Source organism: Streptomyces zinciresistens K42 (genome assembly GCF_000225525.1).
GTDB classification, from domain to species: Bacteria; Actinomycetota; Actinomycetes; order Streptomycetales; family Streptomycetaceae; genus Streptomyces; species Streptomyces zinciresistens.
The window spans coordinates 1-17,297 of the sequence record NZ_AGBF01000035.1; the positions used below are offsets into that span (position 1 = coordinate 1).

17 protein-coding genes are annotated in these 17,297 nt (G+C 70.0%); 11 read left to right on the forward strand and 6 right to left on the reverse strand.

Annotated elements, in window-relative coordinates:
- The 7 genes from SZN_RS43485 to SZN_RS13680 form a co-directional block, all read left to right on the forward strand.
- Positions 1-349 (forward strand): fumarylacetoacetate hydrolase family protein (locus SZN_RS43485; RefSeq protein WP_007495296.1); only part of this gene is annotated, 349 nt, incomplete at its 5' end.
- 9 nt (positions 350-358) lie between these two features.
- Positions 359-1,126 carry a DciA family protein gene (locus tag SZN_RS13655; protein WP_007495298.1) on the forward strand — a complete coding sequence of 256 codons (768 nt, stop codon included), beginning with the start codon at positions 359-361 and terminating at the stop codon, positions 1,124-1,126.
- Positions 1,119-1,463, forward strand: coding sequence for a hypothetical protein (locus tag SZN_RS13660; RefSeq protein ID WP_007495300.1), 345 nt, complete (start codon positions 1,119-1,121; stop codon positions 1,461-1,463). Before SZN_RS13655 ends, SZN_RS13660 begins: the two co-directional genes overlap by 8 nt.
- Positions 1,464-1,686: 223 nt before the next feature.
- Positions 1,687-2,244 (forward strand): hypothetical protein, encoded by a 558-nt coding sequence (locus SZN_RS13665; RefSeq protein WP_007495302.1) that lies wholly within the window; start codon positions 1,687-1,689, stop codon positions 2,242-2,244.
- A 4-nt stretch (positions 2,245-2,248) separates the two neighbouring features.
- Positions 2,249-4,435, forward strand: a complete 2,187-nt coding sequence (locus tag SZN_RS13670) for a hypothetical protein (RefSeq protein WP_007495305.1) — start codon at positions 2,249-2,251, stop codon at positions 4,433-4,435.
- Positions 4,436-4,465: 30 nt separating this feature from the next.
- Complete coding sequence (locus tag SZN_RS13675) at positions 4,466-5,197, forward strand: hypothetical protein (protein WP_007495307.1); 732 nt, start codon at positions 4,466-4,468, stop codon at positions 5,195-5,197.
- A gap of 350 nt (positions 5,198-5,547) precedes the next feature.
- Complete coding sequence (locus SZN_RS13680; protein ID WP_007495309.1) at positions 5,548-5,919, forward strand: hypothetical protein; 372 nt, start codon at positions 5,548-5,550, stop codon at positions 5,917-5,919.
- Between the two features lie 141 nt (positions 5,920-6,060).
- Here SZN_RS13680 and SZN_RS13685 read toward each other — a convergent pair whose 3' ends face one another.
- Positions 6,061-6,261: a hypothetical protein gene (locus SZN_RS13685; RefSeq protein ID WP_007495311.1), complete on the reverse strand. Its 201-nt coding sequence runs from the start codon at positions 6,259-6,261 to the stop codon at positions 6,061-6,063.
- 183 nt (positions 6,262-6,444) lie between these two features.
- Between SZN_RS13685 and SZN_RS13690 the strand changes: the two genes are divergently transcribed.
- Positions 6,445-7,317 (forward strand): trypsin-like peptidase domain-containing protein, encoded by an 873-nt coding sequence (locus tag SZN_RS13690; RefSeq protein WP_007495313.1) that lies wholly within the window; start codon positions 6,445-6,447, stop codon positions 7,315-7,317.
- On the opposite strand, the gene SZN_RS13695 is transcribed toward SZN_RS13690, so the two are convergent.
- Positions 7,297-8,313, reverse strand: coding sequence for a DNA polymerase Y family protein (locus tag SZN_RS13695; protein ID WP_007495315.1), 1,017 nt, complete (start codon positions 8,311-8,313; stop codon positions 7,297-7,299). The genes SZN_RS13690 and SZN_RS13695 overlap by 21 nt on opposite strands.
- A 4-nt stretch (positions 8,314-8,317) precedes the next feature.
- Entirely contained in the window at positions 8,318-11,803 is a 3,486-nt protein-coding gene (locus tag SZN_RS13700; protein WP_208865797.1) for a DNA polymerase III subunit alpha, read from the reverse strand.
- A gap of 248 nt (positions 11,804-12,051) precedes the next feature.
- On the opposite strand from SZN_RS13700, the gene lexA reads away from it, so the two are divergent.
- From lexA to SZN_RS13715, 3 genes are all read left to right on the forward strand, one after another.
- Positions 12,052-12,729, forward strand: coding sequence for a transcriptional repressor LexA (lexA, locus tag SZN_RS13705; protein ID WP_007495319.1), 678 nt, complete (start codon positions 12,052-12,054; stop codon positions 12,727-12,729).
- Between the two features lie 128 nt (positions 12,730-12,857).
- Positions 12,858-13,364, forward strand: a complete 507-nt coding sequence (locus SZN_RS13710) for a hypothetical protein (RefSeq protein ID WP_007495321.1) — start codon at positions 12,858-12,860, stop codon at positions 13,362-13,364.
- Between the two features lie 290 nt (positions 13,365-13,654).
- On the forward strand, positions 13,655-14,245 hold the full coding sequence (locus SZN_RS13715) for a nuclease-related domain-containing protein (protein ID WP_167546303.1): 591 nt from the start codon (positions 13,655-13,657) through the stop codon (positions 14,243-14,245).
- Positions 14,246-14,458: 213 nt separating this feature from the next.
- Here the strand turns inward: SZN_RS13715 and SZN_RS13720 are convergent, their stop codons facing one another.
- The 3 genes from SZN_RS13720 to SZN_RS13730 all read right to left on the reverse strand — a co-directional run bounded on the left by SZN_RS13720 (position 14,459) and on the right by SZN_RS13730 (position 17,274).
- A complete protein-coding gene (locus SZN_RS13720; RefSeq protein ID WP_007495325.1) occupies positions 14,459-15,097 on the reverse strand; it encodes a hypothetical protein in 639 nt (212 codons plus the stop codon).
- Between the two features lie 412 nt (positions 15,098-15,509).
- A complete protein-coding gene (locus tag SZN_RS13725; RefSeq protein ID WP_007495327.1) occupies positions 15,510-16,193 on the reverse strand; it encodes a hypothetical protein in 684 nt (227 codons plus the stop codon).
- Between the two features lie 154 nt (positions 16,194-16,347).
- Complete coding sequence (locus tag SZN_RS13730) at positions 16,348-17,274, reverse strand: exonuclease/endonuclease/phosphatase family protein (RefSeq protein WP_007495329.1); 927 nt, start codon at positions 17,272-17,274, stop codon at positions 16,348-16,350.
- Positions 17,275-17,297 lie beyond the last annotated feature (23 nt).

A 17,297-nucleotide genomic window follows, 5' to 3' on the forward strand; every position in this document is an offset into this window, starting at 1 on the left:
CCACATGAGCTGGACGTTCGAGGAGATGACCGCCTACGCCTCCCGGGGCACCCGTGTCGTCCCCGGCGACGTCCTCGGCTCCGGCACCTGCGGCAACGGCGGCTGCCTGGCGGAACTCGCCGAAGCACTGCCCGACCTCACCGGACCGCAGGACCTGACCGTCGAGGAACTGCAGGTCATGCGTCAGACGGCATGGGCGGAGTTCATGCACGGTGACACCGCCCTGGTCACCTCTGCCGTCGAGGCGTTCGGCCGGACGACCGCCGAGTCCATGTACGGCACCGACCTCGTCCAGCGCGCGCTGCGGCTCACCGGCCACAGCGCCCTGATGTCCCTGGGACGCCGGTAAGGAGCACTGATGACCGACACGACCGCCCCGCAGCTCTCCGGCGTCGACCTGGCACGCGTCGCATTCCTCGCGGCGAAGGAGAGCGCCCGCAAGAACGGCGGCGCCACCGAGAGCCGGACACCGCGGCCGCGCTCCCGCCAGGAGGGCGGCCGACAGACCTCCGACGGCCGGGACCCGAGAGGACTCGCCGCGGTGATCCAAGGGCTGATCACCGATCGGGCCTGGGAGGCGCCGACAGTCGGGGGCAGCGCCGTCGACGAGTGGCCGGCGATTGCCGGACCTCGGCTTGCCGGGCACGTGCGGGCCGTGAAGTTCCGCGCGGCCGTCGGCGAACTGGAGGTGCAGGTCGACTCGCCGGCGTGGTTCACCCAGCTCCGGCTGGAGAAGCCCGCCCTCCTGGCGCGGTTCGCTGAGGCGCTCGGGACCGACGTCGTGAAGGACATCGTCCGGTCCCGGCCCGGCGCGGCCGGCGGTGACCTCGCCAGCGAACGGCCTGCGGCACGTGGCGACAACGGAACCCGGCCGGAGACACGGGGCACGACGTCCCTGCGGTCTCTGGTCCAGGGTGCCCACGCGTCCCGCCCGGCCGACCGCGACCGCGCGGATGAACCGTCTGCCGGCACGCCAGCGGTCGGCCGTCCGATCGATCCCGACCACGCAGAGCCGGATCCCGCAGCGCTCACCCATGCCCTGGCCCTCCGCCGGGCACGGCGGGAGCGTGCCGAGCGCAAGCGCCAGGAGACCAACCAGCAGACGAAGGGAGTAACCCGTGGCTGAACGAGACGACCTGTCGGAGCAGTTCATCGCCCGCGCCCTGCGCCTCCAGATCGAGGAAGGCCACCTCTGGCTGGATCCGGCGGCCCTCACCGAGGACATGATCATCAGGTGGTTCGGAGTCCCACGCCCGACGGCCGCCCGCGCCCTGCACACGCTCTGCGGCGACCTGCCGCCAGCAGCCGACGAGCCTGCGCGGGCAACGAGGGTTCAGCCGTCGCGGGCGGCCGCCCACCCGCGGCCTACCGCGTCGACGGTCACCGATGCGGACCTGGACCTGCTCTATGCCGAACTGGCCAGGCTGCACGAGCAGTTGCGCGAGCGCCGCTCCGCGGCATGAGGGACGCCCCGCCCGGGCGTCCCCGCCGGCGAGTACGGCGCACCGCCGCCCCAGGGAGCCTCGTTAGTCCGCAGAGGCACGCACGCCGAGCACGCGCAGAGCCAGCGGCTAGCCGCTGTCAGGACCCAGCTGAACGAATACTTAGAAATGCTAGTTGCGTAAGCATTCTTAAGCGTTCTAGGGTGGGGGCGCAGACGCCCGTACGAGACCGAAGGGGGCAGCGATGCCGACGGACGGCAACGCCGAGCCGGACCAGGTCCTCGCCGTCAACGTCACCCGACGCTGGAGCGAAGTCGAGGACGGCACGTCGACAGAAGCCGACGTCGTCCTCGGAGAATGGTCACCATGGGTGGGCCGTTCCACGACCAAGCGGCACTTCGACCCCGACCGTATCGCCGTGGTCATCGCATGCCGACGCGGCGAGACCATGGCCGTCTACGAGATCCACCCCGACGGCGACGGCGAGCGGTACCACTGGACCGGCGACGAACCCCGAAGGCGCCTCGTCTTCCACGGCCGCCCGTCCTCCCGGTACGCCGCACACCTCAACGCGCCGGCCCCCACGTGGAAGGCCGGAGAGGGCACCCCTCTCAAGCTCCTCGCCCTGGGGGACCTGCTCCAAGGCGAACAGCCGCAGGGGCATGACGAGCCCGCACAGCGTCAGGCCGTCGTCGGGCAGGCTGTGATCACCCTCAGCGGCACACAGAACCTGACCGTCTCCATCCCCCCGCACTACAGCGTCACGGTCACCCCCCGCGCCGCGCAGGAAGGGAGCAACTGAGCCCATGGAATCCCAGCAGTACAAGGCAGGGCTGGCCGAACTGCGCGGGCTGCGCGATGAGATCAAGAAGGCTCAGGCGGCTCTGCGCAAGCTGGAGGGTCGGCGCGACCGAAAAATCACGGAGGTGGCGGGCTACCCGAAGGCCAAGCCCGACCAGATCGCGCCCGCGGCGGGACGTTCGGTGAGGGACATCGTCGAGCTCGCCCCGCACCTGGCCCCCGAGACCTCCAGCACTTCTGAGAGTGCGGCGCCTGCCAGCAAGCCCGCCGTGCGGCCGGCCGTCGAGGTAAGCGGCGCCGCAGCACCGGAGATGGCCCCTATCGCCGCTCATCAGCCCCCGGCAGCCACCGTGCCCGAACAGGACACCGAAACCACCAACGAGCGCGACGCCGACGCCGAACAGCCGCCCGCCGCGCCGGTCGACCAGGCCCCTGCCGCGCCGGCCGCGGAACCCGCCGCTGACACCAGGCCCGACGTTGCCCCCCGGGAACTGCCCGTGATCCCCGATGGACCGGAGGGCGACCGCTGGTTCAGCGTGGCTCCGAACCTCAGCTCTCAGCGGCCCACCTTCACGCAGCAGTCGCGGCCTACCGTCTTCCTCGACGCCAAGACCGGCGACCTCCTCTTCGGCAACCAGCGTGTCCGGCTCGACCTGGGCGGCGCCAGCGCCGGTGAGATCCTCACCGCGGTATTCGCCTACGCACCCGACACCACCGAGCGGATCTTCATCACCGCGGGTGCCCCGTGGCACCGGGATGCCGATCGCTACCCCTATCTGAAGGACGCGGTCGGGGCCTGGCTCGAAGCCCCCACGCCCGATGGCTGGAAGGTCGAATCCTCACGCGGTAAGGACACCCTCGCCGGCCACTTCCTCCACGAACGCAACCCGGTCGGGCGCTGGGAGCGCGGCAAGCAGCACGTCGAAATCCGCAGCGTGAGCGAGTGGTTCGACCCGGACGGCAGCGACGTCGCCACCATCCGCCACGCCTTCGTCCTGCTCGGGCAGGCCCTCAAGCGGATCTGGCCCGACCTCGTCATCATGGGCTCGCCCAGCCAGACCGGCCGCGACCTGTGGCAGCGCACTCTCCCCACGAAGCAGGGCGCCCGCTGGGCCGACGGCTACCCCGTCATGTCCGACGAGATCCGCCAACTTCTCCACGCCACCTCCGGCCAGGGCCGCACCGAACTCATCACCCCGCCTCGCGTCCCGGACCAGCTGCCCGCCCTCTACGAACTCGACCGCACCCTCGCCTACGGCAAGCACACCTGGACCTCGGGTGTCGGCGCCCCCGAACGCGTCACCGCGCAGAAGTTCGCCTCTTGGTCGGAGAAGCAGCAGAGCGACGTTCTCTTCAAGCCGGGCCACTGGCGTGTCAGGGTCACCATTCCCGACGACTGGAACCACGTCGGCATCCTGCCCTTCGCCGTCGAAGGCGAACGTGCGTGGATCTACCCCCACGAGGGCGGCAGGACCTTCACGACCTGGGCCGGCGGCGCCGAGATCAACCTCGCGCTCCGCAACCCTGTCCAGCCCTGGCGGATCGAGATCCTCGACGGCCTGCTGTGGGAGAGCGGCACGCCGCTCAAGGAATGGTCCGAGAAGCTGAAGAAGGCCTGGGCGGAACTGGCCACCGCGGCGCAGGTCGCCGGCGACGACGAACTTCGCACGGCGTACCGACTGGCCTCACGTGCCGTGCGCAGCATCCTGCTGTACGGCATCGGTGGGTTCGCGCAGCGGCCGACGATCACGACCGGCTCCGTCCAGCTCGGCCAGGAGAACCAGATTCCCAAGGGCGCGCGGATCAAGACGATCGACGGACAGACCGTCATCTGGGAGCGCACCCAGATGCGCCGCAACCCGAACGCGCACCCCGAGTGGTCCGCCGGCGTATGGTCCGCCGCACGCGCCGCCCTGCTCTCCACGAGCGTGAAGGGCACCGACGGCCAGAAGACCCACGTCGGCGCCCTCCACCTCCCGGCCGGGAGCATCGTGGCCATCCGGACCGACGCCCTCTACACCACCGTCCAGCCCAACTGGCCCTACAACGGCGACCCCGGGGACTACCTCCTCAAGGGCATCGTTCCCAACCCCTCCACCGCCCCCCTCACCGAAAACGACTTCTACACCCTGCAGTCCCTCGGCCGGGCCTACCTGGAGGAACAGCAGGACACCGCCTCCGCCAACCTCTGACCGGCACGACAAGAAAGGAGCCCGGGGACCATGCCGCCGCGCAGGCGCCGAACCAGCCCACCGCCCCCCAGTGAGGCCGCACGCCTGACCGACCACCTCCTGGCCGAGGGCTTCAAGAAGAGCGAGATCGCCGAAATCCTCGGCCGCAACTCCGCCATCGTCTCGCACTTCTTCACCCGAGGCCCCGGCGCCGGACAGGCGTACGTCGCAGCCCTCCAGGCCGTCGTCCAGGAAGTACAGGCCGGAGGCCCCCGAGACCTCGCGTCACTCAAAGCCCTCGCCGGCCAGTACGTCCAGCGCCGCCGCACGAAGTCCGGACGACTGGCCCGCGTACGACAGAAGGACGCGCTCCAGCACGAAGTCGACGAAGAGTGGAACTCCGGCTTCGCCCGCGCCGGACGTCAGCACATCGCCTCCGGCGCCTCCCGCCTCAAGCCCATCATCGAGGAGGCCGCCGCGGCCCGCGGTGTCATCGCCTTCACCGTCCGAGCGTCGAAGGGGCGCTTCCTCATCGACTCCGGCCGGGATGAGGACAGCCCGCGCGTGCGCACCCACGTCGTCCAGCGCCCCGACGGCACCGAGGAACGCAGCTACGGCCGCGGCGGCGCCGGCATGGACGCGCAGGAATGGCACCAGCGCGTCACCAGCGCCGGCGGTGACGTCACCGCGGCCATCAGCGACTGGATGGAGGAGACCGGGCGCCTCGCCGAGGGAACCAAGATCAGCCACATCGAACTCCGAGGATGGAAGCCCAACCACTGACCCGCATCCCCGGCCCTCCCGGCCAGGAGGGCGTGCGATCCTGACCCTGGCCTGGCGGTCGCCCATCACCGAAGCCGATGCGCCGCCAGGCCCTCGCGGCCACCGCCCCGGATCCATTCGGGCCACGGCAGCGACGAGCACACCGGAGTCCGCCCTGGCCGCCTCCCCACACCCGCCCCTCGTCCTCTTCCTCGGCGAAGCCAGCTACTCGCGACCCGGGTCACCCGGTCGCCTCTCGAAGACTCTCTCCTGACGGTCCGCAGACCGTCGTACGCCTCCGGACCGTCCCGGACCAGCTCGCATCCACAGCCGCACGGGACCGACCGACTGCCCGCTGAAAGGGGAACTCCATGGAAACAGCGGACCTGACCGAGGACGAAACCGCGGCTGTAGCCGCGGCTGCCACTGCGCTTCTGCTGGCACACCATCCCGCGGCAACTTTCGACGCGACCGGTGCCGTCGCCACGGCCGGCTTCCTGTGCCTGCCCGGGGCGCCGGGTACGGAGCAGGCTCGCGTCGGTCACCGTGCCCCGTTCCCGAGGGCCGACAACGACCGCACGTTCGCCGGCAACGCAGCTGAGGAGTTTGTTCTCGTCGCCGCCTACGCCGACCTGCTGCGTGAAGACGGCTGGATGGTCAGGGAGGTGACGACCACGCGGCCCGGACTCCTCATCTCTAAGCCCTCCGCGTTGCCCCACCGATCCCCAGTGCAGCGCGGATGACCCCGCGACGCACACCGAGTGCGTCTAGACCAGGAATCCGTCTCGCAACCTTGACTGCGAAGGAGAATGCACGTCATGGGCCATGAATCTTCAACTGCGGCGGCATTTGTCGTATCTCCTGGGAGCGGGCGGGGCTGGAAGTCACTGCCCCCCGACGCCGAGGTTGGCGCCTTCATCCACCAGCTGAACCGAGCCCTCCACACGATCGAGTGCCGGGAGCTTGGACCGGTGGCGGCCAGGCAGCGATACGGCCAGTTCGCGGACGTCCAAGGGGGGCGGGTCTTCCTTGCCATCAACGCGGATCAACTCTCGGCTCAGCACCCTGGGCATGAAGAGCTTCACGATCTGCTCCGAACCGTGCGTGAGCGAGGCCCAGCCGTGGACGTCACCCTGACCTCCCCGAGAGCGTGAGCCAAGGCCGCACGAGCCCTCACGAGCAGCCAAGCTCCCTCCATCACGGGCGAGTTGCCACGGCGTCGACCGGGGACGCCGGCCGCTCACCCGCCGGCGCATAGGCTCCTGCGCATGCGAGGAGTCCGCAGTATCCACACACTGTCCTTCGGCGCCCTGTACATCGAGGCATGGCACCGCTCCCTGGGAGGGAGCGAGGACACCCTCCTCGGGCCGGCCACGGGCTTCCTGGTCGGGATCCCCGGAGACTTCTGGCTCGTCACCGCCTGGCACGTCCTCAGCGGACGGCGCTCAGACAACGGTGAGGCCATGCGCGCCGACGGCCTTCGCCCGGACTACCTCCGGGTTCGCTTCGCCGGCGAAGGGGACGACGCCTTCCACCCCATCGACCGAGACTTCGAGCTGTACGACGAGGAATTCCAGTCCGGCCCACGGTGGCGCAGCCCCGGCGAGCGGCGGATCGACATCGCCGCACTGCACATTGGCGCCGTCCCGGACAGCGCGGTGGAGGCGTTCATGCCCAACACCTGGCCCACCCTGCGCGACCTGTTCGCCCCCGAACGCCGCGCCCAGCAGGGCAGCGAGGTGGACGTCGACATCCCCCTGCGGATCACCGACCGCCTGTTCGTCCTCGGCTTCCCCTTTGGCCACACGGGAAGCTGGCCGTTCGCGGTGTGGACGGCAGCGCCGGTCGCGAGCGAGCCCTTCGCCCGCTGGGACCAACTGCCCGGATTCCTCCTCGACTCCCGCACTCGTCCCGGCCAGTCCGGGTCACCGGTCGTGATGCACATCAGGCCCGGCGAACCGGTCGTCGCCGGCGGCGATGTCATCGCGCACGACGAGTCGGTCACCGCCCTGGTCGGGGTCTACAGCGGACGGCTCGACCCGAACGCCGATCTGGGCATGGTGTGGACGACCGACGCCCTCTTCGAGATCCTTCCTGAAGTCGCACCGCCCGGCTGGACGTCACCCGATCCCGTCCGCTGACCGATACCGGCCCGGCGGCGCCGATGCCAGTGCCGCCGGATACAGCACGCCGTCCCCGAACCGGGCCCGCGCCCGATCGGCGACCGCCTCGATCAGCAGCTGCTTGTCGTCCTGGGCGTCCAGGGCGAGCTGCCGCGTCGCCCGGTCCGCCGGCCGCAACCCGTCAGCGCGCAGGATGATGCCCCGCACCCGAGCTCGCTGCAGCCCGAGCGTCTCGTACGCCGCGTATGCACCCCGGCCCAGGAAGACCGTGTGGTGACTCGCCTCAGGCAGGATTCGGCTGCGCGTGGTGGCAGACCGGTCGGCGTACGACACGATGACCGACACTCCCTCGGCGATCTGCCCGGCCGCGCGCAGGCGCGCGCCGAGCTCCACGGCGAGCGCCAGGAGCACCCGCCGGTGCTGCACGGCGTCGAGCTCGTCGTAGACGAACCGGTGCTGTGCGCTGAGGCTCCGTGCTGGCGGCGCGGAGTCGACCGCGGAGACATCGTGTCCGCGGGCCCGGTCGTACAGTGCCCGGCCCGCGCGGGCACCGAGCAGACGCTGGAGCGTGTGCAGGGGGACGGCGGCGACGTCCCCGACGGTGTACAGACCGAACCGGGCGAGCGTGCCAGCTGTCGCGGTGCCGACGCCCGGCAGCTCCCGGGCCGGCCGAGGATGAAGGAACGTGCGGATCTCGTCGGTGCCGTGCCCCACGGCGAAGACCTGGCCGAGGGGGGCGAGCGCAGACACCATCGCGGCAAGCATCGGGGACGACGCCGTGCCCGCCGCGCTGCGCACGCCGTACAGCGCGACCGCCCGCAACTGGATGACCTGGGCGATCCCTCGGGCGTCCCGCCCCCAGAAGCGGCGGGCTCCGGTGACGTCGAGCCGGGCGCTGTCCGGAGGCAGGAACTGGACGCGGGGCGTGAAATCCTCCAGCAGGAGCCGAAGGTCCGCCACCAGGTCGTCGGCCGCTGCCGGGATCTCGAACCGGATGTGGATGATGTCGGTCATCTGGTCACCCCGCACTTCCCGGACTGCGATGCCCCAGTCGGCGCAGGTCGGCGGAGCGTGTCCCCGCAGGATGGAGGTCGGCGTAGGGGTGAAGCCGGGAGCCGGCTGTTCCATCCGTCAGTGTCCGCGGCGCCGGGGTGGTTGCCTCCTCAGTGGACTGGGCCGGGGTGCGGGCTGGCGCGTCCTGCCCGAGCATCTCCAGCGCGGCCTGCGGGCCGTGGTCGCGACGGGCGGCCGCGACGTCCTCCAGGTCCCACGCCATCTCGCCGACGATGGTGTTGCGCGCGCCTCGTCGTTCCACCGTGCCCCGGACCAGGAGGAGGCCGCTGTGGAACACGGTGTGCGCGCACACGTCGTGGGAGTCCTCGAAGAACGCGACGTCGACCAGGCCCGACCCGTCCTCGAGCGTGCAGAAGATCACCCGTTTACCCGACGGGATCGGGGGAGTTTGGGTGGCCGCTCTGACGCCGGCGACCAAGACCCGCTGACCGCGGTGCAGTGCGCGCAGGTGCGCGGCGTCGGTTGCGCCCAACTCCCGCATCAACCGGTGGTGATGGTCCATGAGGTGCTGGGACACGTCGACGGACAGCACCTCCAGCTCGGCACTCATCCGCTCGCGGCTGGTCATCTCGGGCAGCCCGGCGGGGCCCGCGGTGACCAGCTCCCCGCCGAGTGGGAGCTGTCCGTCGGTGGCCGTCCGGTTGCGTGAGTGGCGGTGTAGTTCGGTGGCCTGGAGCAGCAGGTCCCGCCGGGTGAGGCTGCCCTGGAGAGAGGCGAGGGCGCCGATCTGGATCAGGTGTTGCGCGGTGGGCAGCGAGGGCCGGGCGCGCTGCCACAGGTCCTGCAGACTGCTGTAGGGCTGACCGGCGGCGATCCGGCCGACCTCCACCTCGCTGATGCCCTTCACGGTGGACAGTGCCAGCCGCACCCCCCACCCTTCGGAGGTCGACTCGACGCTGTGGGCGACCCGCGAGGCGTTGACGTCGACCGGCAGGACGGGCACGCCGAGGCGGCGCGCGTCGGCGACCAGGACGCGGCGACTCCACATCCCGGGGTCGTGCTGGTACAGGCCGGCGAAGAACGCAGCCGGATAGTGTGCCTTCAGCCATGCGCTCTGAACTGCGGGAACGGCAAACGCCGTTGCATGGGCGCGGCAAAAGCCGTATGCCCCGAACTCCTTGACGGTCGACCAGACGTCGCTGATCACCTCGGTGCTGTAGCCTCGTTCCGCAGCGGCCCGTCGGAACCACGTCTCCACGCGCGGCAGCCGGTCGGAGTCGGCGAGCGCCCGGCGTGCCACATCGCCGGCGGCGCGGTCGCACCCCGTCATACGGACGAAGACGGCGATGATCTGCTCGTGCCAGATGATCACCCCGTACGTGTCGTCCAGGATCGGCTCCAGGTCAGGGTGTGCATAGCGGGGCGCCTCTATCCCGTGCCGGGCGGCGATGAACCTGGCCGGAAGGCCGCCCGCCACAGGTCCGGGTCTGAAGAGGCTGATGTCGGCGATGACATCCGCCAGGTTTTGCGGCTGTAGCCGGCCGATCAGATCCTGCTGGCCGCTGGACTCAATCTGCCAGCAGCCCAACACGGCCCCGCGGCGGATCAGTTCGAACGTCGCCGGGTCGTCCAGAGGAACATGGTCTGGGTTGTCCAGGTCGATCTGCCGGCCGGTGACACGGCGGATCTCCGCGACCGCGTGCGCCATAGCGCTCTGCATCCGGACCCCGATCACGTCCAGTTTCAGCAGGCCCCAGCCCCGCCAGTCTCCCTCCACGTCGATGTCGATCTTGTCGGCCATGATCATCGGATACTGGCCGCCGGGGGTTGGCTGCACCGGCACCCGGTCCAGCAGATTCGCGTCGGACAGGATCACCCCGCACGGATGCATCGCGTAGCCCCGTGGCAGCCCGTCGAGCCCCTCTGCGAGCTCCCACAACGGTCCGAAGCCGTCCGCCCGGCGGGCCAGGTCGCGCAGCTCGGGGAGCTCCTTGAGCGCGGAGCGGATATCTCGGGCCCGGATGTGCGGGAAGGCCTTGGCGATCTCGTCGACGACCTGAGGTGCCAGACCGAGCGCAAGTCCGGTATCCCGGAGGGCGTGCCGGGCCCTCCAGGTCTCCGGCATACCTGTGACAGCGACCCGCTCGCGGCCGAACCGCTCGAAGATCCTGTCGTAGACCTCCAGCCGCCGTGCCGACTCGACGTCCAGGTCAATGTCAGGGAGCGAGGTCCTGCGCTCCGATAGATACCGCTCGAAGAGGAGCCGGTGGGAGACGGGATTCGCAGTGGCCACGAAGAGGCTGTGATTGACCATGGACCCGGCGCCCGAGCCGCGTGCGGCCACCCGGATCCCCATCGCCCTGACATCGCTCACGACCTGCGCCACGGCGAGGTGGTACGCCTCATAGCCCAACCTCTCGATGACCCCGAGCTCGTACTCCAGCTGATCCATGGCGCGCTGGTCGGTGTCCAGGCTCCGGGCGACCATGCCCGCCTCGCACCGCTGGCGCAGCAGGCGCATCGCGTCCCCGTTGTTCGGTCCCGCCCCCACCACCTGTGCCTCGGGGAAGTGCGGCCGGCCCATCCCCAGGTCCCGCACCGGGTCGATCACACACTGCTGCCCGATCGCCGCCGTCTCGGCGAGCAGGGCCGCGGCGCGATCCGCGCCGCCGCCGGCGGCCGCGGCGATCCGGTCCGAGACGGCCGCCATGGCGTCCGGTCCCTTTAGCCAGCGCTCCCCGCCGTCCAGGCGTCGGCGGTCGACCGGGCGCAGGAGCCGGGCCGCGTCGAGCACGTCGGCCAGCCGGTGCTGGCCGCGGTCGGCGTACCGCACCGCGTTAGTCAGGATCACGCCCACCCTCTCCTGATCGGCCAGGCCGAGGGTCCGCGCCGCCAGCCGCAGCGAGCCCGGCCCCGTTCCGGACTGGCCCAGCCAGACCGCTTCGAGCCGTACGTTCTCTCCGGCCAGCTCGCGCCACGGCGCGAGCAGCTGAACCGCCAGATCCGGCCGCCCGGCCGAGAGTGCTCGCGCGGGCTCGGACGTAGGGCCGAGCAGCACCACCAGATCCTCGTCGGCGTACTGGCGCAGGACCGACCACGAGACCACGGGCGATCCGCCGGATGCCTGGGCGTGTGCCGCCGACAGCAGACGGCATAGCCGGGCCCACCCCAGGGCGTTCTTCGCCAGCAGAGTCACGCGAAGCGCGGGCTCCACTACGTGAGCACCGCCGCGTACCGGCGTCCGGGCCCGTTCACGAGTTGCTGACGGTCGGAGGGCGGCGACGGCGATGTCCACGCCGAACACCGGGTGGATCCCGGCGGAAGCGGCAGCGTGAGCGAAGCGCACTATGCCGGCCACGGTGTCCCGGTCGGTCAGCGCGAGGGTGGTGACCCCGCGCTCGGCGGCACGCCGGACCAGGTCCTGAGGCAAGGAGGCACCGAACCGCGCGGAGTAGCCGCTCGCGACCCGCAGGTGCACACCACCAGGCATCCGGCACCTCCGTTCCAGCACACCCCCTTGCCCATCCAGCCACGTGGCTGGATCCAATCACCGTATCGAACAAAAATCGAACACGTCGATTCGTTGCAGCTGAACGGGTCGGTTGCACCCGCGGAGAGCGCTCTTCGGGCCGGGTGAATCAGCCGGATCACGGAATCGAATCGGCGGCTGTCTGTTTCCTGTCGACGGGCTAATGTGCTGGTAGACGAAGATCATCGAAATGGGGGAGGGGGACGGCTTTGAGCGCTGCTGCCTCGCGCCGTCCCGGACGCCCGGTCGGCCCGCAACCGGCCGAGGAGGGGTTAACCGACCGGCAGCGCCGCATCGTCAACTACATCGGTGACTTCACCCGCCGGCGCGGATACCCGCCCTCCATGCGGGAGATCGGCGCGGCCGTCGATCTCGCGAGCCCCTCCAGCGTGTCCCACCAGCTCAAGGCGTTGGAGAGGAAAGGTGCGCTGCGCCGCCATCCGACCCTGCCGCGTGCCTACGTCCTCGCGCCGCCGCCTGTGGGCAGCGAGGTTCCGGCCGACGCGGGAGCCGCCCCGGTCTGCGTGCCGCTCGCCGGACGCATTGCCGCCGGTGCGCCCATCCCCGCCGAGCAGGACGTCGAGGACGTCCTGCGACTGCCCCGGCAGCTCGTCGGCGAGGGTGAGGTGTTCGCGCTCGAGGTGGTCGGTGACTCCATGGTCGACGCGGCCATCTGTGACGGCGACTGGGTCGCTGTCCGCCGGCAGTCCGATGCCCTCAACGGAGACATCGTCGCCGCCATGATCGACGGCGAGGCGACCGTGAAGCGCCTCCGTCGCGACGGGGGTCATGTCTGGCTCGTTCCGCGCAACCCGGCGTACCAGCCCATCCCGGGAGATCAGGCCACGATCCTCGGCCGCGTCGTCGCGGTCATGCGACGCCTCTGATGCGCGTCTCTTAAGACTTGCCATTCTGCAAGCGTGCATGTAGTGTCTTAAGAGTCAACGGGTGGAAGGTGTGGGAACGCCTCGCCCGCGAAGGAGGCCTGCAATGAGGCCCCAAGGAAAGAGAGTTGATGACGAAGAAGCGGCAGATGCTGCTGTCCGGAGTAGCCCTCATCCTCAGCGTGGGCTTGAGTGCCTGCGGCCCCGCCACGGGCGCTCACCGGAGCGACGCCCCTGCGGAAGCCCGACACGACGACACCGTCTCCGGCCTCCGTGACGACGTTCGCCACGTCACCCGGAAGACCGCGTCCGCAGTCCGGCCCCGCATGGTCAACCGGTGCACGACCACCACCAAGAAGATCAAGCACACGTCGCGCACGCGCGTGGGCAAGCGCAGTTCGACCACCACCTGGTATGAGAACAGGCCCGTCACCACCTGCCGCAAGGTGCGCAGCGGAACCGAGTCCTACACCCGGGTGATCCGCCACGAACGCTGGTGCGTGGAACTCGATGCCGTCAACGGCGACCAGCGCCGCCGGGACGTGTGGTTCCAGGTCACCCACGCCACCTACGCGAAGGCCAGCACCGCGCAGGAGGGCGACAAGGTCAAGTTCACGCCCGTCGCGAACGGCTGCTGACCTCGTCGCTCCCCGAGAGCTTGCCCCTCCCCGGAGGGGCAAGGACGACCCGCGAGTGTCCCGCCGCCGGCCGACCGGCGGCGGGACGCGGGCCTCCGCGCGAAATCTGTCCACAGACCAGCCGTCATACGGTCCGACGGCACACCACCGAACGAGGGGATCGCCCGTTGAGCTCGGCACGCCGCCGCAACCGCGCAGGAGCCAGCGCACAGCAGATGGCAGCACGCCAGCGCCGGCGGGCGCTTCCCCTGCCCATCACTCTGGTATTCGCGGCCGCACTCGCGTTCCTCATGACTCAGATTCTCGGCATCAAGGCGGGCGCCACTGCGGCAGCTGCCGCCCTCATCGTCGGCAGCTGCCGCACCTCCCCTGGGCGGAACTCCTGGGCCATCGGCGCGGCTGGCGAGCGCCGCACGGCACGGCTGCTCTTCCCTCTGATCTGGACGCGGCGGTACGCCGTCCTCCACGACCGAGCCGTACCTAAATCGCGCGCGAACCTCGACCACCTCATCGTCGGGCGATCCGGCCTCATCTACGTCGACACCAAGAACTGGACCTCGGTCACCTCGAAGGTGCGTGTCAAGAGCAACGGGCAGCTCTGGTACGGCGATTACTCCCAGGGCCCCGCAGTCGCCACCGTCCGCTGGGAAGCGGAGCAGGTCAGGCGCGTCCTCGGCTGGCCGGTCCACGCGGTGATCGCGGTCCACGGCGCCCGTGTCCCCGGAGGGCGGATCCATCTCGACGGCGTCACCGTCGTCCAGGCCCGCGACCTCCGCCGCTACATCCGTTCGCTTCCCGACGCTCCCGGATGGGACCGGGCGCTGATCCGCGAGACCACCCGCATCGCGGACACCCGACTCGCTCCCGCTTCCGCACGCTGACCGGCCGAGGAACTCTCCAGACCGCTACATCAAGGAGAAAAGACCTCGCAGCCTATCAAGTCAGCCTTTACAATGATCTTTGTGAGCCCTGGGTTGCAGTCACTGAACCCCCGCACACTGTCCGGGGCATAGCAGAGGCGCCTGCGCTCGCTGGATCCGCGAGATCACCGCAGGCGCCTCGCCCATGCCGGGCGGGTCTTCCCACCTGCTCTGTCAGGCGGCCTCTGCGGCCTCCCTCGCGAGTGCGGCCAGCGGTGAACGCTGGCCCTTGCGCACGGCAACCAGCTGCTGCCAGTCGATCTCCGGATGGGCGCCAGGCAGGGCGTCGATGTCGGCTGTACGGAAAATCGGCACCGTGACCGCCCCTGCCTTGGACGTCCCGAACGAGACCTTGCGCCGCTCGACCGGCTCCACCCACTTCAACGTGAGCATGTAGTCGAAGTCCACCCGCCTGACGCCGAGCCGGGCCGCAGACTGGTCCGGTCCGAGCGGCGCTTCGGCCGCGAGGCGCGAAGCGAGGTCGGGTATCGCGCAAACGGCGGCCACCTGGTCAGGGTTGACGAGCACGGCGTCCGGGTCCGCGCTCAGGTTGGCCAGCAGACCGAGGTGGATGAGCCGGCGCACGGCGAACGCGCTTACGGCCGGCGGATCGTCGGGAAGGTTCGGGGTGCCCAGCGCCTGGGCGATCAAGTCCGCGGCCACGGCCGCGCCGATCGGCTCCCGGGGGAGCGAGGTCCGGATCGCCTCCGGGGCCATCGCCTCCACCGCCGGCCGCGACCAGTGGCTGGAGGACGCGTCGGGCGCCGGGATGACGCCGGCGTGCCGCGCCCACCGGAAGGCCGCCACGGGCACCCGCAGACGCTTCGCGGCCTGGCTCTCGTCGTACTCGGTGAGTCGTGCCGTGGATCTTCCTCTCTCGTCGGCCCTCCGAAGCGGGCGCGACAGAAGGTTGCATCACAACTGAAAGCATGTCAATTCGTATTAGAACTGGGCAAGTTGGGTCAGGTAGGAGGGAATCGGGCTCGCGTGTGCGGAGCAGAGATCGCCCAGGCCGGGACTCCGCACCGGATTCCACATGGGCTGAACACCCAGTAGTCGCCGCTGGACAGGGCGACGGCAGGACGGATCGCCCTGGGGTGATGCCGAAACGGCCCCCCGCTGCCCACAGGTCAGCGGGGGGCCGTCAGATGCGGGGTCCCGGACGCCGTCGGACCGGACACGGGTCCGCTCGGCGGTACGGGAGGGCTCTGCTGGCCGGTAGCGGCTAACACCGCATGACAGTGCCCGTCCGGTCCGACGGTCCCCCTGCCTGCGCTCCCTGGGGCCGCCCCGGGTCGGCTTCGGGCGACGCGGCACCCGGAGGGTCAGGGAGAATTCGGGCGAGTGCCTTGTTGAGCTTGCCCTGGACCTCTTCCGTGAGGTCCGCTCCCTCTGCAGTGATCACCCGTATCGGATCGGTACTGGCGAGAACGGCGCATTTCCTGCCGCTGCGGACGAGGGTTTCGAAGGTCATGTGCAGGGTCGCCTTCGTTCCTGCGATGGCGAGGACGTATCGACCTTTACCGTCGCGCCCGACGGAGACGGCGACGTCGTCACGACCGCCCAGCCGTATCTCGCATTGGCTGAGGCTCTGACGGATCTGGAGGGGGAGCGGCTCGCCTGGGCTGAGCGGCGTCAGGGCAGGGAGCACCGCCAGCCCGGAAGCGTCGGGTGGAAGGCGCTCGCGGAGCGCGCGATAGGCCTCCCAGGACTTCGGCATGGGTTTGCGCTCACCGTCCCGGAAGAACTGGTAGGCGTTCCTCTTCCATCCGTTGCTGCTCGGGCGGAAGACCGTCTCGATCCGCAGACGGCCGCTCGTGTGTGTGAGACGGACCGCGGCCGTGCCCTCGAACGTGATGACGGGCTCGACGCCCGTTTCGCCGGCCATGATGTCGACCTCACGCAGCACAGGAATCGGTATGAACCCGTCCTGTCCTACGGGGACTTGGGGCAAAACTGGCACTTCTGGTCGCGCCCTTCTTTGGCTGAAGTGATGGTGAATGGGGACCCGAGAGCGCCGCCTACGGCAGCCCTTTCGCGTCCCGGGTTTCGCAGCTTCTGATTCAGGCCGCTGTGCGGATCGGGTTGCGGTGCAGGCGAATACGCAGATGGGCGGGCAGGTGGTCGGACAGGTCGGTCAGACCGAACTCCGTGCCCGGGGTGTCTGGGGCAGGGATGTCCGGGGCGAAGGAGCGGGGCGCACCGAGGGTGCGGTAGTCGACCACCTCGATCCGCCGACCGGTGACGAGGACCTGGTCGAGATGGAGGGGAACCTGCTCGTTCTCGTACCAGTAGCCGACCGTGGGTGGCCGCCGCATCGGCACGTCATCCTGCGGGTCACGCCAGCCGGCATTCAGCAGCATCTGCAGAGCGTCGGTGTCCCACCCGCCGTACGAACCGTCGCCCAGACGCTTTCGATAGCGGTGCCAGAGATTCTGCGGCACCGCTGACCAGTCCGCCGGCTCCGGATCGTGGAGGTCGGGACTGTTCCCGTCCTGGATCAGGACACAGTCCTCCGGCCAGTCTCCGAACTTCTGCCCGTAGTCGGCGAGATGAGGGACTTCCAGCAGCCGGCCTGCAGGGCTGCTATAGGTGAGGTGCGCTCCGAGCGCCAGCAGGCGCACGCCGTTCACCTCGAACTCCGCTCGCATTGCCCCGTGATGCAAGGCTCCGCGGGCCAGCACACTGGACGGCGAGACGAGGCGGAGCCTGTCGGCTCGGTAGTACATGCAGCTGTGGTTACGTCCGTCGCCGTTGCTGGAGGTCACGTACGGGAGCGCGGTCAGCCCCGTGGCGTCGGCCAGATCGGCAAAGCGATCTCCCCTGTCCCAGTCCGTGGCCTCCATGATCCACAGCAGATCAAGGTCCTGTAAGGAGGCCAGGAAGTCGATCTGCCGTTCCCGGCGGTACTCCTGGTCTCCGTCGATTCCTCCGTTCAGGATGTTCCAGCCGACCAGGTCGAGCTCGGTCGCGTCGGTCTGCTTTGTCATGCTGTCCACCTCCGGCTGCGTGG

What these genes read in the sequence shown, in the direction of transcription:
- SZN_RS13655 (WP_007495298.1), top strand. Translation starts at nt 359, where the DNA reads ATGACCGACACGACCGCCCCGCAGCTCTCCGGCGTCGACCTGGCACGC.
- SZN_RS13665 (WP_007495302.1), top strand. Translation starts at nt 1,687, where the DNA reads ATGCCGACGGACGGCAACGCCGAGCCGGACCAGGTCCTCGCCGTCAAC.
- SZN_RS13670 (WP_007495305.1), top strand. Translation starts at nt 2,249, where the DNA reads ATGGAATCCCAGCAGTACAAGGCAGGGCTGGCCGAACTGCGCGGGCTG.
- SZN_RS13675 (WP_007495307.1), top strand. Translation starts at nt 4,466, where the DNA reads ATGCCGCCGCGCAGGCGCCGAACCAGCCCACCGCCCCCCAGTGAGGCC.
- SZN_RS13680 (WP_007495309.1), top strand. Translation starts at nt 5,548, where the DNA reads ATGGAAACAGCGGACCTGACCGAGGACGAAACCGCGGCTGTAGCCGCG.
- SZN_RS13690 (WP_007495313.1), top strand. Translation starts at nt 6,445, where the DNA reads ATGCGAGGAGTCCGCAGTATCCACACACTGTCCTTCGGCGCCCTGTAC.
- SZN_RS13695 (WP_007495315.1), bottom strand. Translation starts at nt 8,313, where the DNA reads ATGACCGACATCATCCACATCCGGTTCGAGATCCCGGCAGCGGCCGAC.
- SZN_RS13700 (WP_208865797.1), bottom strand. Translation starts at nt 11,803, where the DNA reads ATGCCTGGTGGTGTGCACCTGCGGGTCGCGAGCGGCTACTCCGCGCGG.
- SZN_RS13710 (WP_007495321.1), top strand. Translation starts at nt 12,858, where the DNA reads ATGACGAAGAAGCGGCAGATGCTGCTGTCCGGAGTAGCCCTCATCCTC.
- SZN_RS13715 (WP_167546303.1), top strand. Translation starts at nt 13,655, where the DNA reads ATGACTCAGATTCTCGGCATCAAGGCGGGCGCCACTGCGGCAGCTGCC.
- SZN_RS13730 (WP_007495329.1), bottom strand. Translation starts at nt 17,274, where the DNA reads ATGACAAAGCAGACCGACGCGACCGAGCTCGACCTGGTCGGCTGGAAC.